Origin of the sequence: Acinetobacter rongchengensis (assembly GCF_003611475.1) — a bacterium.
GTDB lineage: Bacteria > Pseudomonadota > Gammaproteobacteria > Pseudomonadales > Moraxellaceae > Acinetobacter > Acinetobacter rongchengensis.
This window is the reverse complement of the sequence record NZ_RAXT01000066.1, coordinates 1-15,221: the sequence shown is the minus strand read 5'-3', so window position 1 is coordinate 15,221 and position 15,221 is coordinate 1. Positions and strand designations below refer to the sequence as shown.

At 40.9% G+C, this 15,221-nt stretch carries 12 protein-coding genes; 4 read left to right on the top strand and 8 right to left on the bottom strand.

Features of this window, described 5'->3' with window-relative positions; translation table 11 throughout:
- From D7V20_RS17100 to D7V20_RS17075, 6 genes are all read right to left on the bottom strand, one after another.
- Nucleotides 1-856: cation diffusion facilitator family transporter (locus tag D7V20_RS17100; RefSeq protein ID WP_120385219.1), on the bottom strand; the 856-nt coding region annotated here is incomplete at its 3' end.
- 16 nt (nt 857-872) lie between these two features.
- Complete coding sequence (locus D7V20_RS17095) at nt 873-1,412, bottom strand: nuclear transport factor 2 family protein (RefSeq protein ID WP_017396455.1); 540 nt, start codon at nt 1,410-1,412, stop codon at nt 873-875.
- Between the two features lie 10 nt (nt 1,413-1,422).
- Nucleotides 1,423-1,806 carry a hypothetical protein gene (locus D7V20_RS17090; RefSeq protein WP_008942232.1) on the bottom strand — a complete coding sequence of 128 codons (384 nt, stop codon included), beginning with the start codon at nt 1,804-1,806 and terminating at the stop codon, nt 1,423-1,425.
- Between the two features lie 76 nt (nt 1,807-1,882).
- The gene (locus D7V20_RS17085; RefSeq protein ID WP_008942231.1) at nt 1,883-3,364 is read right to left on the bottom strand and encodes an efflux transporter outer membrane subunit; all 1,482 of its coding nucleotides are present in this window, start codon (nt 3,362-3,364) and stop codon (nt 1,883-1,885) included.
- A complete protein-coding gene (locus D7V20_RS17080; RefSeq protein ID WP_008942230.1) occupies nt 3,361-6,525 on the bottom strand; it encodes an efflux RND transporter permease subunit in 3,165 nt (1,054 codons plus the stop codon). The genes D7V20_RS17085 and D7V20_RS17080 overlap by 4 nt, the downstream gene beginning before the upstream one ends.
- 3 nt (nt 6,526-6,528) lie before the next feature.
- Nucleotides 6,529-7,710, bottom strand: coding sequence for an efflux RND transporter periplasmic adaptor subunit (locus tag D7V20_RS17075; RefSeq protein WP_023187985.1), 1,182 nt, complete (start codon nt 7,708-7,710; stop codon nt 6,529-6,531).
- A 450-nt stretch (nt 7,711-8,160) separates the two neighbouring features.
- On the opposite strand from D7V20_RS17075, the gene D7V20_RS17070 reads away from it, so the two are divergent.
- Both D7V20_RS17070 and D7V20_RS17065 read left to right on the top strand, forming a co-directional pair.
- Nucleotides 8,161-9,186 carry a cation diffusion facilitator family transporter gene (locus tag D7V20_RS17070; protein WP_087527709.1) on the top strand — a complete coding sequence of 342 codons (1,026 nt, stop codon included), beginning with the start codon at nt 8,161-8,163 and terminating at the stop codon, nt 9,184-9,186.
- Between the two features lie 40 nt (nt 9,187-9,226).
- A complete protein-coding gene (locus D7V20_RS17065) occupies nt 9,227-10,915 on the top strand; it encodes a hypothetical protein (RefSeq protein WP_023187987.1) in 1,689 nt (562 codons plus the stop codon).
- A gap of 224 nt (nt 10,916-11,139) precedes the next feature.
- On the opposite strand, the gene D7V20_RS17060 is transcribed toward D7V20_RS17065, so the two are convergent.
- Nucleotides 11,140-11,409: an ArsR/SmtB family transcription factor gene (locus D7V20_RS17060; RefSeq protein WP_086222489.1), complete on the bottom strand. Its 270-nt coding sequence runs from the start codon at nt 11,407-11,409 to the stop codon at nt 11,140-11,142.
- Nucleotides 11,410-11,574: 165 nt separating this feature from the next.
- On the opposite strand from D7V20_RS17060, the gene D7V20_RS17055 reads away from it, so the two are divergent.
- Both D7V20_RS17055 and cueR read left to right on the top strand, forming a co-directional pair.
- On the top strand, nt 11,575-14,061 hold the full coding sequence (locus D7V20_RS17055; RefSeq protein WP_087527710.1) for a heavy metal translocating P-type ATPase: 2,487 nt from the start codon (nt 11,575-11,577) through the stop codon (nt 14,059-14,061).
- 10 nt (nt 14,062-14,071) lie between these two features.
- On the top strand, nt 14,072-14,530 hold the full coding sequence (gene cueR / locus D7V20_RS17050) for a Cu(I)-responsive transcriptional regulator (RefSeq protein WP_087527711.1): 459 nt from the start codon (nt 14,072-14,074) through the stop codon (nt 14,528-14,530).
- A 159-nt stretch (nt 14,531-14,689) separates the two neighbouring features.
- On the opposite strand, the gene D7V20_RS19890 is transcribed toward cueR, so the two are convergent.
- The coding region (locus D7V20_RS19890; RefSeq protein WP_213072519.1) for a hypothetical protein at nt 14,690-15,221 on the bottom strand (532 nt) is incomplete at its 5' end.

Here is a 15,221-nt window from a genome sequence, read left to right as displayed (position 1 = left end):
CACCCTGAATTCGCTGGCCTTGAAGAATGGTTTCTTTGATTTCTGCCAAGTCAAATTTTTCTGGTGTACCCTGCATTAAAACATGCGAAGCCTTTACTACAACTGAATATCCACTGCGAAGAACAAGTATTGCAACTAGAACACTGGCTAAAGTATCTGCCCAGGCCCATCCAAAGAAGTAGATACATAGCGCAGCAGCAATTGCGCCAATAGAACCTAACAAATCACTGAGTACATGCAGGTAAGCACCTCGCATATTCAAGTCGTGTTCGGTATCACTACCTTTAAAAATCATTACTGCAACAATGATATTAATCAGCAATCCAATACTAGCAACGATCAACATCCCTTGTACTTCAATATGTTGTGGTTGCTGAAACCGTAGAATTGCCTCAATAAAGATATACAGTGCGATACCAACCAGTGTAATACCATTCAATGCAGCAGCCAGTATTTCAAAGCGTTGATAGCCGTATGTTTTATTTTTGGTAATCTGTTTTTGACCGATGAAGACTGCTGCAAGTGCAATACCAAGTGCAACAGAGTCACTCAGCATGTGACCGGCATCTGAAATCAAGGCCAAACTATTGGTAATAAAACCACCTATAAATTCCACTACCATAAAAATGGTAATCAGTAAAAAGCTTATGGTCAGAATTTTTTTATTACTTGGGATATGGCTGTGGTCATGATCGTGGTCGTGATCATGACCACCATGACCATGATGGTGTCCTGAGTGATCATGGTTGTGCTTATGGGTGTTACCATGACTATGCTTATGCCCAGAATGATCATGGTTATGATCATGTTCAGAGTGGTTATGTTTGTGATCTTGTGTATGGTTGTGCGAAGACATTTTATAGCACTCCTGATTATGGCTCTAACTGACTACGCAATGGATGATTGTTGTAGTAATCACCGATGTATATAATCTTATTATTTTTAACCTCAAAAAATGAAGCACCTTTAAAAGTGATTACTTTTGCGTCTTTTTTACCAGACTGGTCTTTTTTATTGAGGGTTCCCTGAAGCTGCCATTCGACAGCAACCTTATCACCAACAATGAGTGGCGGGGATGTAAGCGTCATCTTCCGATCAGGAATGACTGTTAATAAAAACTTGGGTACCTCAATTACAGATGCTGTACCTTTACGGTTTTCTTCATTACTTGTATTGAAATACTCAACATTCGTGTCAAGAACTTTAGTCAGGTCATCTGGCTGCGTACCATTCCAGATATTAAGATAGCTCTCCACGGTTTCCAAAGCTGTATTGATCGGTGCTTTTGCATGCGAAATTGAAGCTAATCCTAACGTCATAAGAATGAGTAAGAATGTCATGAAAAAAGGCTTTGATTTTTTCCCTTGACCATCAACATCTTGCTTCAATTGATTGATATAAATAGTGTTCATCATATTCACCTTAGACTTGAATAAGTTCATCCACAATCCGTTCGGCGTCTTCCCTGGTATTGACGATTTCATAAGGAATGCCAAATGCCTTTACAGCCATTTCCGTCATCTTTCTGATGGCAACTCTTTTTTCCTGATCAGGTTCAATGCAGATAATTGCCTTACATAACTGATTAAGTTCATCTTTATGGTTTTTAAGCCAAAGACCACGTTGTTTAAAGTCTTCAGGTGTTTCTTGCATTGATAATTGATCATAAACAATCACAAACGGACTGCTCATTTCCAAGAATTCCTGCATTTCCAACTGCCATTGAGGTGAATAACCTGGAACTGCCTGATCTTGCTTAAACTCAACAAATGGGAAGTTTTCTATATCATGGATAATAAATTTCATTTATATGACCTCATATTCTGTTTCATCTTGTCAGGAATTCATCTCTTTCCATCAAAAGATGAATTCCATCGATGTGCTATTTCAAAGATTTACGTTCAATCTGTACGGTATGTTCATTCCAGCCTCCACCTAATGCCTTGTAGAGGTTGACCTGATTATTCAGGCGTTCCAGGCGGGTCTGTATAAGTGCCTGCTGAGATGCATACAGAGTTCGTTGTGAGTCGAGGACTGCGAGATAATTATCTTCACCAGCATCAAAACGTAAGGTTGCCAACTTATGGGCATCCTGGCTGGCCGCAATCATTTGCTGCTGCGATTTGATCTGTTCATCTAGTGTGGACTTGCCAGCCAGCCCATCAGCAACTTCACGAAAAGCTGTTTGAATAGATTTGTCATAGTTGATGACTTCAATCTGCTTCATGATGTGTGAGCGATCCAGATTTGCCTGATTTAAACCTGCATTAAATATGGGCAAGTTAATCTTGGGCATAAAACTCCATGCACCTGTACCTGCATTAAATAGATTATCCAGACTGGAACTTGCCGTACCCGCCGAACCCGTTAGGGTAATGGATGGAAAAAATGCTGCACGGGCTGCTCCAATGTTTGCATTCGCAGCCTGAAGCTTATGTTCTGCGGCACGAATGTCTGGACGACGTTGAAGTAGATCCGATGGCAAACCAACTGGTATATCCTGCATAACAACCTGATCAGGAATTTTGGGGGACTGGTCCAATTGGGCCGCCAATTCCTGTGTTAATGGTGAACCCAGAAGTAACACCAGAGCATTACGATCCTGTGCAGTAATACGCAAGAATTTTGCATAATTGGTTTGTGCGGTGCGCAGTCCTATTTCAGCTTGACGTAAATCAAATCGGGTTGCATTACCAACATCAACAAGTTTCCTGGTCAAGTCATAGGATTTCTGCTGTGTCGCCAAAGTCGCCTTGGTTAAACCTAACGTTTCCTGATCGGCCTTATAGACCAGATAAGCATTAGCAACTGCGGATACCAGACTTAACTGTGATGCTGTCTGGACCTCTTTAGAAGCCAAATAGTTCTGTAAAGCCTGATCACTCAGACTGCGTACTCGGCCCCATAAATCGACTTCCCATGCGACCGAAGTAACACCAACCTGATACATGCGGGGGTTATAAGCAAGATCAGACGGTAAACGCTGACTGGCTGACTCTGCGGTAACACCCACATGCGGTAAACGGTCAGCACGACGAATACGATACTGTGCTTCTATCGCCTCAACATTTAAAGCTGTCACCTTAAAATCATGATTGTTTTTCAATGCATGATCGATGAGTTGGAGTAAGACAGGATCGGTATAAAAGTCACGCCAGCCAATATCGGCTGCGACTGTTTGCTTTCCATTGTTCACTTGCAGCCCTGGATAAGCCTCTCCTGTTGGATAGTGTTCCGACACAGGAGAGACAGGTCGCTCATATATGGGTGCCATTGAACATCCTGCAAGAATAGTGGCAGTGGTTAGTACACTCATTTTCTTGAGGAAGGTGTATCGGTTTAAATGAAGTGTTAAATTTTTCATTTTGAACCCTCCTGTACCAGTGCTTTGGCCTGTTCTCTACGCAGAATAAAATTACGAATGACGACATAGAAAATGGGTGTAAACAGCAAACCAAAGATTGTCACGCCCAGCATTCCAGAGAAAACAGCGATACCCATGGCATGACGCATTTCTGCACCAGCACCTGTGGCTAATACCAGTGGTATCACACCAGCAATAAATGCAATTGAGGTCATTAGAATCGGGCGTAATCTTAATCGGGCTGCTTCAAGTACTGCATCAAAAGGATTCAAACCCTCATCCTCTTTGGCTCGGGCAAACTCCACAATTAAGATGGCATTTTTTGCAGCAAGTCCCACCAGAACAACAAAGCCAATCTGGGTAAAGATGTTGTTATCACTACCAGTTACCCAAACACCTACAATCGCAGATAACAAGGCCATTGGTGCAATAAGTAATACTGCAAAAGGCATTGACCAACTGTTGTATTGAGCTGCAAGGAAAAGGAACGCCAAAATAATTGCTAGAGCAAAAACCATGACCGCAGTATTGCCTGTATTCTTTTCCTGATAGACCAGATCGGTCCATTCATAGGTCATACCTTGTGGCAATGTTTCCTGCACAATTTTTTCAATTGCGGCAGTTGCCTGACCAGATGAATAACCTGATGCAGCGTTACCACTAATATCGGCTGATGGGAAACTGTTATAGTGCATAACACGATCAGGGCCAGAACTACGCTTAATCGTGACAAAGGTCGAAAGCGGAATCATGTCTCCCGCTGCATTTCTCACCTTTAACAGATTAATGTTCTCTGGTTGCATACGGAATGGGGAATCTGCCTGAGCAATTACACGATAAGTACGACCAAACCGATTAAAGTCATTGATATAGATTGACCCCAGATTGATTTGTAGTGTTTCAAAAATATCGGTCAGTGGTACACCTTGTGACTTCGCTTTTACACGGTCAATATCAACTTCAATCTGTGGAGCATTTGCCTGGAAACTCGCAAGCATACCGACAAGTTCAGGCGTCTGAGAGGCTTTCGCCATAATCTCGCCCTGTACACGTGCCAGTGTTTCAAAGCCTAAACCAGCCCGATCTTCAATTTGTAGCTTGAATCCGCCCATAGAACCTAAGCCAGGTACTGGTGGTGGTGGAAAGATGCCCGCAAATCCGTCAGGAATCTGACTGAATTTACCCATTAATTTTCCAGCAATTGCTCCTGCTGATAATGAGGGGTCCTGACGAGCCTCAAATGGATCAAGCATGGCAAACATCAAGGCAGAGTTTGGTACATTGACTGGACCACTTGGTGTAAAGCCTGGGAATGCCATGACGCTTTCCACACCAGGTTCATTCAGTGCAATTTCCGTCATCTGTTTAACTACAGCTTCTGTGCGGTCTAAAGATGCGCCTGTAGGTAACTGGGCGATACCAACTAGATAATACTTGTCCTGTGCAGGAACAAAGCCTTGCGGCACTTTGTTAAAACCTAACCAAGTTAGGCCAAGAAAACCTACATACAAAATCAGCATGATGGCACTTAAACGTACCCCCTTGCGGACTGCACCTACATATTTGTCCGATGCCTTATCAAAGAACCGATTGAATCCTCTAAAGAACCAACCAAATAAGCGTTCGGTTAAATCACGTTTTTTATTTCCAGCTTGATGTGGTTTAAGCAAGATACCTGCTAAAGCTGGTGAAAGTGTTAAAGAGTTGATTGCAGATAAGATGGTTGAAATCGCAATGGTCAAGGCAAATTGGCGATAGAACTCACCCTGCAATCCTGTAAGAAATGCCGATGGAATAAATACAGCAGATAAAACCGCAGTAATCGCGATAATTGGCCCTGTCACCTCAGACATTGCCTTACGGGCAGCTTCTTTTGGTGATTCGCCTAATGCAATATGCCGTTCTACGTTCTCCACCACCACAATTGCATCATCGACCACAATACCAATCGACAGTACCAGTCCAAATAAGGTCAATGTATTTAGGGAGAAGCCGAAATAATACATAATTGCAAACGTACCAATCAGTGAAACGGGAACGGCAATTAAAGGAATAATGGATGCACGCCATGTTTGCAGGAACAGGATGACAACAAGCACAACCAGTGCAATGGCTTCTAACAGAGTGGTAATGACTGATTTCAAAGAAGCTTTTACGAAAATATTTGGATCATAAGGAATTTTATAATCCACACCGTCAGGGAAGCTTTTCTTCAATTCTGCCATCGTTTCACGGACTTCACTTGAAACATCGAGTGCATTGGCACCTGGTGTCATAAAGATTTGTAAGGCAGATGTTGGCTTACCATCCAGTAAAGCTCGCATGGTATAAGCATCAGAACCCAGTTCAATTCGTGCAACATCTTTCAGGCGTGTGATTTGTCCAGTGTCACCAGCTTTAACCACGATTTCACTGAATTGCTCTTCAGTGGTTAAACGTCCCAGCGTATTAACAGTAACTTGATAGGCCGATGTTGTATTTGGTTGTTGACCAACAGAACCCGCAGCAACCTGCATGTTTTGTTCACGAATGGCTGCAACCACATCATTGGCGGTTAAACCACGGGCAGCCACTTTTTCAGGATCAATCCAGACACGCATCGAATATTCACCAGCACCACCAATCTCGATATTTCCAACACCTGGTAAACGTGCAAGCTCATCACGCACATTTAACAGTGCATAGTTGGACAAATATAGTGGATCATGATTCTTGTTGGATGACACCAAATTGATGACCATGAGAATATCGGGTGAGGTTTTTTCAGTGACCACACCAATGCGTTGAACTTCTTCAGGTAAGCGTGGCAATGCACGAGAAACCCTGTTTTGTACCTGTATCTGTGCTTTATCAGGGTCTGTACCCTGTTTAAAGGTGACGGTCAGTACCATCTTGCCATCGGCTGCGGTTTGAGAACTCATATACAACATGTTCTCAACACCGTTCACGGCTTGTTCCAGAGGGGAGGAAACCGTCTCGGCAATGATTTTGGGGTTGGCACCAGGATAACTTGCCATGACCTGTACAGTCGGTGGTGTAATGGCTGGATATTCACTCAATGGCAGTTTAAACAGTGATAAAGCACCGAGAATGACGATCAGCACAGAGATCACGACCGCAAATATTGGCCGATTAACAAAGAAATGAGGGAAATTCTTCATGGCTTATTTCCCCTGTGCGGCACTTTCAGTCGGAGTAGGCGTTTGCATTGGAACGATATTTGGCTTGACCTGCATTCCTGGGCGAACCAGCCCTTTAATAATGACTTTATCGCCAGTTTGCAGACCACTGCTAATAATCCGCAATCCATCAACGACCGAGCCAAGTGTTACAGGCCTAAATTCAACCGTATTATTCGAACCAAGAACCAGAACAAAATTATTGCCCTGATCTGTACCCACCGCCTGATCATCTATCAGAATGGTGGACTGTTTATTTCCAGTGGTCAGCTTAACTCTGGCAAACATACCTGGTGCTAATTCACCTGAATCATTGGTAATAGATGCCCTAACCCGTAGCGTCCCTGTACGCTGGTCAATTTGAGTACTTACAAAGTTTAATTTCCCTGTATAAGGATAAGTTTCTGTATTTGCCAATCCCATTTCGATTGGCAAGTTGAATTGTCCAGATTTATTTTGTCCCTTTAGATTGAGAAAGGTTTTTTCATCAAGGTCAAAATAAACATACAGCGGATTGACTGAAACGATGGTGGTTAAGGCTGTGGCATTGCCTGTATTTCCACCTGCAATCAAGTTACCACTGGTGACAAGAACACGGTCAATACGTCCTGAAATCGGTGCTGTAATATTGGTATAAGATAAATCCAGCTTCGCTGCACTGACGGCTGCCTGAGCCTCCTGTACTTGAGCCTGACGGTTATTTTTGGTTGCCAGTGCATCGTCATAAACCTTATTGGAGACGGCACCACTTTCGACCAGTTTATTTGCCCGGTTAAAATCCAGAACAGCCTGGCTATACTGAACCTCTGCTGCTTTCAGTCGTGCCTGGGCTGTCTTCAGAGCAACCTGAAAAGGTGCAGGATCAATTTTAAATAATACCTGTCCCTTACGAACATAACTGCCCTCAGGAACACTAACACTATTAATGACACCACCGACTCGGGACTTGATTTCAACGCTTTGTGGTGCCGATAAGTAGCCTGTATATTCGGCAGTTGGATTAAGTTCTTGTGTAATTACTTCCGCAACTGGAACCTGAGGAATAGGCATTTGAGCTGAACTAGCTTGTTGCTTGGGTTGATCCGATATATTTTTTGCTGTGTACAGCAGACCACCTGAGATAGCAATCACTACTGCTACAGCAACCGCTGTCATTCGTTTTTTCATGATATTCACCTTTTATGCAAAGCTACATCACTCTGGATAGGTTTCTGTAGCAGTTGCACACATGCTAATGTTTCCAATAATTGGAAGGTCAATAGGGTGATCTGAATAGATTATACAAATGAACATATATTTATATGAATTATTAAAAAGTGAATTTCTATAAGTTTAATAGTCCGTTTTTTCAGCTTTATAAAACATACCTCCGTCTATGGAAATTAAATTCATGCAATATCCCTCCAGTATTAGACTGTCAAATTATTCATTTTATCCTAAGTAGAAATTTCTCTTAGAATAAGTAAAAACAGTATTACTTTAGAAAATTTGATTCCCTATTAGCTCAAAAATGGCACATGCCATTGATTATATTAAAATTAATAAATTAAATTTGACAATTTTTACATATGAACATATATTCATATGTAAAAATATATACATGTTAGGTTTTTATACATGAGTAATCAACGCGATCACAATCATAAATGTCATGATCATTCGCATGAAGGTCATGATCATTCGCATGAAGGTCATGATCATTCGCATGAAGGTCATGATCATTCACATGTTCCTGATGTGAGTAACGGAAACGAAAGAAAAATTCTGATTTCGTTTTTTATCATTTTCGGGTTCATGCTTGTAGAAGCCACTGGAGGAATCATCTCTGGTTCACTCGCACTTCTGGCTGATGCAGGGCATATGCTTACAGATGCCGTTGCCTTAGGTTTAGCTTATGCTGCCTTTCGTTTCGGTCGCCGCATTGCAGATAATTCAAAAACATTTGGATACATGCGATTCGAAGTTATTGCTGGCTTAATGAATTCTCTTACATTATTCGCAATCGTTGGATGGATTATTTATGAGGCTATTGAACGCTTTCAATCACCTCAACCTGTCATGGCAGGACCGATGTTTATCGTTGCTATTATAGGTATGCTCGTTAACTTATTTGTTTTATGGTACTTAACAAGAGGCGATACAGAACATGTCAATGTTAAAGGAGCTATTCTCCATGTAATGGGCGATTTACTCGGCTCTGTTGGAGCAATTATTGCTGCCATAGTGATTTGGTACACAGGCTGGACTCCTATCGATCCAATTTTATCTGTTCTAGTTTCTTTACTTGTACTACGCAGCGCATGGTCTTTATTTAAACGTACTCTTCATATTTTACTTGAGGGTGCTCCTGAGAATGCTAATGCCCAAGAGATCTCTGAATATCTTTTGAAAAATGTAAGTGGTATTGAAAAAATTACCCATATACATATTTGGATGATTACATCAGGTAGATCTATGGCAACGTTGCATGTCAAACCCAAAGATGGAGTTGACCTCGCGACATTAACTCTCAACATTGAGAATGAGCTAAAATCCAAATTTTCTATTGAACATCCAACTATAGCCATTGATTGGCAAGGCAATAGTACTTGTAGCTTAGAAAACCCAACTCAAATTGATCCACACGCTGGACATAATCACTAACCTTAAATCTTTATTGTTATTCACTGATGAGGAGACTTTAATGTCTGATAAATACTACAATTTAGGAGATTACCAGCGTCAAATAACTACGTCATCTCCTGATACTCAACTTTGGTTTGATCGTGGCTTATTATGGACATATTGTTTCAATCCGAGTGAAGCCATAAATTGTTTTAAGAAAGCTCTAGAACATGATGCAAAATGCGCAATGGCTTATTGGGGCATCGCCTTTGCATCTGGTCCAAATTACAATAAAGCTTGGCATTTATTTGATCCTTCAGACTTACAGAATACCATTCCATATATTAATGAAATTATGGAACAAGCAAAGTTAGCAGCGACTCATAATGCGACACAATTTGAGAAAGATTTAATTGATGCCCTTGCTCCACGCTTTCCAAAACACGTGACTATAGATGAACAAGACTTTCATGAGCTGAATTTTGCATATGCTCAAGCTATGAGATCATTTTATGAAAAATATTCTAATGATCTTGATGCAGCTGCAATGTTTGCAGATGCACTCATGTGCTTGAGCCCTCGTAAATTGTGGGATTTAGATACCGGTGAAGCCATAGGTTTAGGTACAGTTGAAGCTAGAAACGTGCTTGAAGTTGCTTTCACTAAACCTGGGGCAAATCGTCATCCTGTAATTAATCATCTCTATATACATTTAATGGAAATGTCACCTTATCCTGAAGTTGCATTGCCAGCTGCTGATAACCTTCGTAATTTATCACCTGATGGGTCACATTTAGCCCATATGTCCACACATATTGATAATGCATGCGGAGATTGGCGTCGAGTGGTTTATTCTAATCTTGATGCAATCGCAGCCGATGAAAGATATTTTTCTAGAGAAAAGAATCCAGGTGGTTGGAATATCTTGTATCGCGTTCATAATTTAATGGTAGGTGCTTATGGTGCAATGATGGCAGGTAAATCACAGGAAGCGTTATTTATGGCTCATCGTATCAATGACATTTTAACACCCGAAGTACTACATATCACTACACCGCCAATGGCTAATTTAACTGAAAGCCATTGCACAACACTACCACATGTTATGATTAGATTTGGCATGTGGGAAGATATTCTGAAACTTGAGCTACCTAAAGATAAAGGTCTATATAGTTCCACAACCGCAATGATTCACTACGCAAAAGGCATAGCATTTGCTTCATTAAGAAGAGTTAAAGAGGCCGAAAAAGAAAGAGAGTCTTTTATAAAAGCAGTAGCTAATGTATCAGAAGAGCGCTTTAACTCTATACCTGTTAAAGAGGTCGAAGCTTTAAAAATTGCTGCCAAAATGATTCATGGCGAAATTGAGTATCGTAAAGGTAATACGAAAGAAGCATTCGCAATCTTGCGAGAAGGCATTAAATTAGAAGATGCTCTTCCTTATTGTGATCCTCCAGCTTGGTTACAACCAGTTCGGCATGCATTCTGCGCACTTAATATGGAACAAGGAAACTTTGAAGTAGCAGCCCAAGAATATCGGATTGAACTGGGGCTAGAAGGTGACCTTGGACGTCGCCGAATTCGCCCTAACAATGTATGGAGTCTTCATGGACTTTATGAGTGTTTAGCAAAACTAGGTCTAGAGAAAGAAGCTCGAGATATTTCGCTGCAACGTGATATAGCACTTGCCTCGGCTGATATTAATATTGAAGCATCCTGTTTCTGCCGATTAAGTGCATTTGAAGATAACACTACAAGTTGCTGTTAAAAACAGATAGCACTTTCCTCAAATAGATATCAAGGCATATAGCTAGACATTTCTTAATTATATGCCCTTGATCTTAACTTTTTGTAGATGATACTGATAACTTAAATAAATGCATGATATATTTCTTGTTTAGAGTAATAAAAATAAAGAATTCCTATAACCCTCTTTCCCCTTAAAGTTATTTAATTTAGATATTTTTGCAATACATTACGTACTACTATAAATTAGTGCTCCTCACTAATATGACTTGCCATATCTAATAAAACCTGACTAACATGTAAATCATCAATCTCATAAAATACTTGTTTAGATTGTCTTTCGCCTTTGACTAAACGAGCTGAACGCAATAAACGAAGATTATGACTGACTAAAGATTGGGATAAATCAAGAGCATCACTGATTTCACCTACTGAACTAGGCCCCCGCATACAAAAAAGTAGAATTTTAAGTCGTGAAGCATCACCTAATAGCCGAAATGTTTCAGCTAAAGACATAATCTCATCTTGAGATAATGGTATCGGGTGATTATTAAAATTCATACTAATACTTAAATTCCTATTATTTAGAAAATATATATGTTTACATATTCTACCCTTGACCTTCCCATAATGGCAAGGTTTATGCTCTTAATAATTGGGTAAGCACTATAGGTATATCTTATGGGAAAGGCAACAGATAAGCTTTCTAATAATATGAAAGTTACATTAAAAATTGAAGGGATGACATGTGCCAGCTGTGTTGGGCGTGTTGAAACAGCACTCAAAAAAGTTGATGGTGTACAGTCTGCCTCGGTCAATCTAGCGACAGAACGTGCAGATATTGTACTTGATCAGCCTGTGGATCGTCAGGTACTGGTTCATGCCATTGAACAATCAGGTTATGACGTGCCCGCAAATAATATTGAATTATCAATTAAAGGCATGACCTGTGCTAGTTGTGTAGGTCGTGTCGAAAAAGCCCTTAAAGCCGTTGCAGGTGTAAAAGAGGCCAATGTCAATCTTGCGACTGAGCGTGCAACGGTCAGTGGTTCAGCAAATGTCGATGACTTGATTACCGCAATTGATAAAGCTGGTTACGATGCCACAGAAATTCAAGCTTCTATTCCTGACCAGACAGAGCTGCTTGAGAAAAAAGATCAAGAACGTGCTGAACTTAAGCGTGATTTGATTCTTGCAACCCTATTGGCTTTGCCTGTATTTATTTTGGAAATGGGATCTCACCTTATCCCTGGTGTTCATCAACTGATTGATCAAACTATTGGGATGCAGAATAGCTGGTATTTACAATTCATCCTGACCACGTTGGTTTTAGTTATTCCAGGACGAAGATTCTATCTAAAAGGTTTGCCTGCATTACTCCGTTTAGCACCTGATATGAACTCGCTGGTTGCGGTTGGTACATTAGCAGCTTACCTATTTTCTATTGTTGCCACATTCATACCCAACATCCTTCCCACAGGAACGGTAAATGTATATTACGAAGCTGCTGCGGTGATTGTGGCATTAATCTTACTGGGTCGTTTTCTTGAAGCAAAAGCCAAAGGGCGAACATCTGAAGCAATCCAGCGTTTAGTCAGCTTACAGGCCAAAACTGCCCATGTTTTACGCGATGGCCAAATGGTAGATATTGCACTAGACCAAGTGGTTGCAGATGACATTATCATTGTGAAACCAGGTGAAAGAATCCCTGTCGATGGTCAAGTCACTGATGGAAAAAGTTTTGTTGATGAATCCATGATTACGGGTGAACCAATCCCTGTTGAGAAAGGCATCGGCAGTGATGTGGTAGGCGGCACCATTAACCAGAATGGCACGTTGACCTTTACCGCTGTGGCGGTGGGTGGCGAAACTATGCTGGCTCAAATCATTCGTTTGGTTGAGCAAGCACAGGGTTCTAAAATGCCGATTCAAGCTGTGGTGGATAAAGTTACCTTATGGTTTGTCCCTGCGGTGATGATTGCCGCAGTACTTACATTCCTAGTCTGGCTTATTTTTGGTCCATCACCAGCCTTAACCTTTGCGTTGGTTAATGCTGTGGCAGTGCTGATCATTGCCTGCCCGTGTGCAATGGGATTAGCGACACCAACCTCAATTATGGTGGGTACAGGTCGTGGTGCAGAGTTAGGAGTGTTGTTCCGTAAAGGTGAAGCCTTACAACTGTTAAAGGATGCCAAAGTTGTTGCAGTCGATAAAACAGGGACATTAACAGAGGGTCATCCCGTACTGACTGACTTTGAAGTGACCCAATTCTTTGAGCGTGATTATGTCCTAGGCATGGTTGCGGCTGTTGAATCCCGTTCTGAACATCCGATTGCTAAAGCAATTGTTGATGCGGCAAAAAGTGAAAACCTGACTTTACCTAAAGTTGATACGTTTGATTCAGTCACAGGCATGGGTGTCTGTGCAACCATCAATGGTAATGAAGAAATCAATATTGGTGCAGACCGTTATATGGTTCAACTTGGTATTGATGTTGCCCCATTTGCTGCCACAGCTCAGCGTCTGGGTGATGAGGGTAAATCACCACTTTATGTTGCTGTCGATGGTGAACTAGCAGGAATTATTGCAGTTGCTGACCCAATCAAAACCACAACGCCAGCAGCGATTAAGGCTCTACACCAATTAGGTCTTAAGGTAGCAATGGTGACGGGTGACAATGCTCGTACTGCTCGGGCAATTGCCAAACAATTGGGTATTGATGAAGTGATTGCTGAAGTTCTACCAGAGGGTAAAGTCAGTGCGGTTAAAGAGCTAAAAGCAAAATACGGCAATATCGCTTTTGTGGGTGATGGGATTAACGATGCACCCGCTTTGGCTGAAGCTGATGTCGGACTTGCGATTGGTACAGGTACAGATGTTGCAATTGAATCTGCCGATGTCGTATTAATGTCAGGAAACTTACAAGGTGTTGCCAATGCGATTGCCTTGTCCAAAGCAACGATTGGTAATATTCACCAGAACTTATTCTGGGCATTTGCCTATAATACTATGTTGATTCCTGTTGCTGCTGGTATATTGTACCCAGCCTATGGAATACTGATGTCCCCAATCTTTGCAGCAGGTGCAATGGCTTTGTCCAGTGTATTTGTGCTCGGCAATGCATTACGTTTACGTCGATTCCAGCCACCATCCGTCAGTCAGGGCTAAGGAGGATATGATGAACATTGGTAAAGTCTCTAAAGCTTCAGGGGTTACCGCAAAGATGATTCGTTATTACGAGCAGATTGGTCTGATTCCCGCTGCGGGACGTAATAATGCAGGATATCGCTCTTACTCAGCAAATGATGTTGAACGTTTAAAGTTTATCAAGCGAAGTCGTGAACTTGGTTTTTCAGTAGCGGAAATATCAGACCTACTTGATTTATGGAATGATCGCAGTAGACAAAGTGCTGATGTCAAACGTCTGGCTCAGGATCACATTGAGAAGCTGGAAGAACGTATCCATGACCTACAGCAAATGGAAAATATCCTCAAGGACTTAATCGACTGTTGTGCTGGTGACAATAGACCTGATTGTCCGATCCTTGAGGGATTGCAAGAACCTAGTAACGAAATAAAAGATGTTCACCATCATAACGATCTGCTTTCTGTTTCGCCTTTAAACCGAAGGAAATAGTAAAAAAACAAGGGTAAACTAATTTACCCTTGTTTTTTATTAATGTTTAGAACATGTTAGGGTTCTAGAATTTACTATATAAAAATATATTGATATATTTTTACTTGAGACATTAAGTTTCTTGAGAATTTTAAATAACTTTTATATATCTGTATTGATTTAACTACTTGACATCTGAGTTTTAATTTTTTGGATTTTTTCATATAACCATATATATTTTTTTAGAATACTTGGAGCAGTATCTGGTTTTAAATAAGGCTCAATAAAGCTCTCAATATGAGCAATAAAGTTAACATAGTTTTCAGGATTGTCCATTTCACCTGCAAATTTTTCTAAATAGTCTACATAATAATGTCCATCATTATCTTTAGTGAGTAAACCCTTGGGTTTAAATGTATAGTTTTTTTCATTTTCTAGATCGTAGATTCTTTCCTGATCATCAGTTGCTCTTACTTCAGCTAACCATTGTTCATAATCAGCCTCAATTTTATCATGTAAAATAATACGAGGAAATTCAGCAACCTTACTTTCAAGCTCGTAGGCTTCTACCATTGCAGGACCAAAAACCATGTTCTCATCATGATAAATTTCGCCTATGGTCAGTGCACCTCGTAATAATATATTGTGTTGCCATACTAGTATAGCTTGCAACCAAATAAGTGGTATCAAAGAAAAAAACAAATTATTGGTT

What these genes read in the sequence shown, in the direction of transcription:
- D7V20_RS17095 (WP_017396455.1), bottom strand. Translation starts at nt 1,412, where the DNA reads ATGAACACTATTTATATCAATCAATTGAAGCAAGATGTTGATGGTCAA.
- D7V20_RS17090 (WP_008942232.1), bottom strand. Translation starts at nt 1,806, where the DNA reads ATGAAATTTATTATCCATGATATAGAAAACTTCCCATTTGTTGAGTTT.
- D7V20_RS17085 (WP_008942231.1), bottom strand. Translation starts at nt 3,364, where the DNA reads ATGAAAAATTTAACACTTCATTTAAACCGATACACCTTCCTCAAGAAA.
- D7V20_RS17080 (WP_008942230.1), bottom strand. Translation starts at nt 6,525, where the DNA reads ATGAAGAATTTCCCTCATTTCTTTGTTAATCGGCCAATATTTGCGGTC.
- D7V20_RS17075 (WP_023187985.1), bottom strand. Translation starts at nt 7,710, where the DNA reads ATGAAAAAACGAATGACAGCGGTTGCTGTAGCAGTAGTGATTGCTATC.
- D7V20_RS17070 (WP_087527709.1), top strand. Translation starts at nt 8,161, where the DNA reads ATGAGTAATCAACGCGATCACAATCATAAATGTCATGATCATTCGCAT.
- D7V20_RS17065 (WP_023187987.1), top strand. Translation starts at nt 9,227, where the DNA reads ATGTCTGATAAATACTACAATTTAGGAGATTACCAGCGTCAAATAACT.
- D7V20_RS17060 (WP_086222489.1), bottom strand. Translation starts at nt 11,409, where the DNA reads ATGTCTTTAGCTGAAACATTTCGGCTATTAGGTGATGCTTCACGACTT.
- D7V20_RS17055 (WP_087527710.1), top strand. Translation starts at nt 11,575, where the DNA reads ATGGGAAAGGCAACAGATAAGCTTTCTAATAATATGAAAGTTACATTA.
- cueR (WP_087527711.1), top strand. Translation starts at nt 14,072, where the DNA reads ATGAACATTGGTAAAGTCTCTAAAGCTTCAGGGGTTACCGCAAAGATG.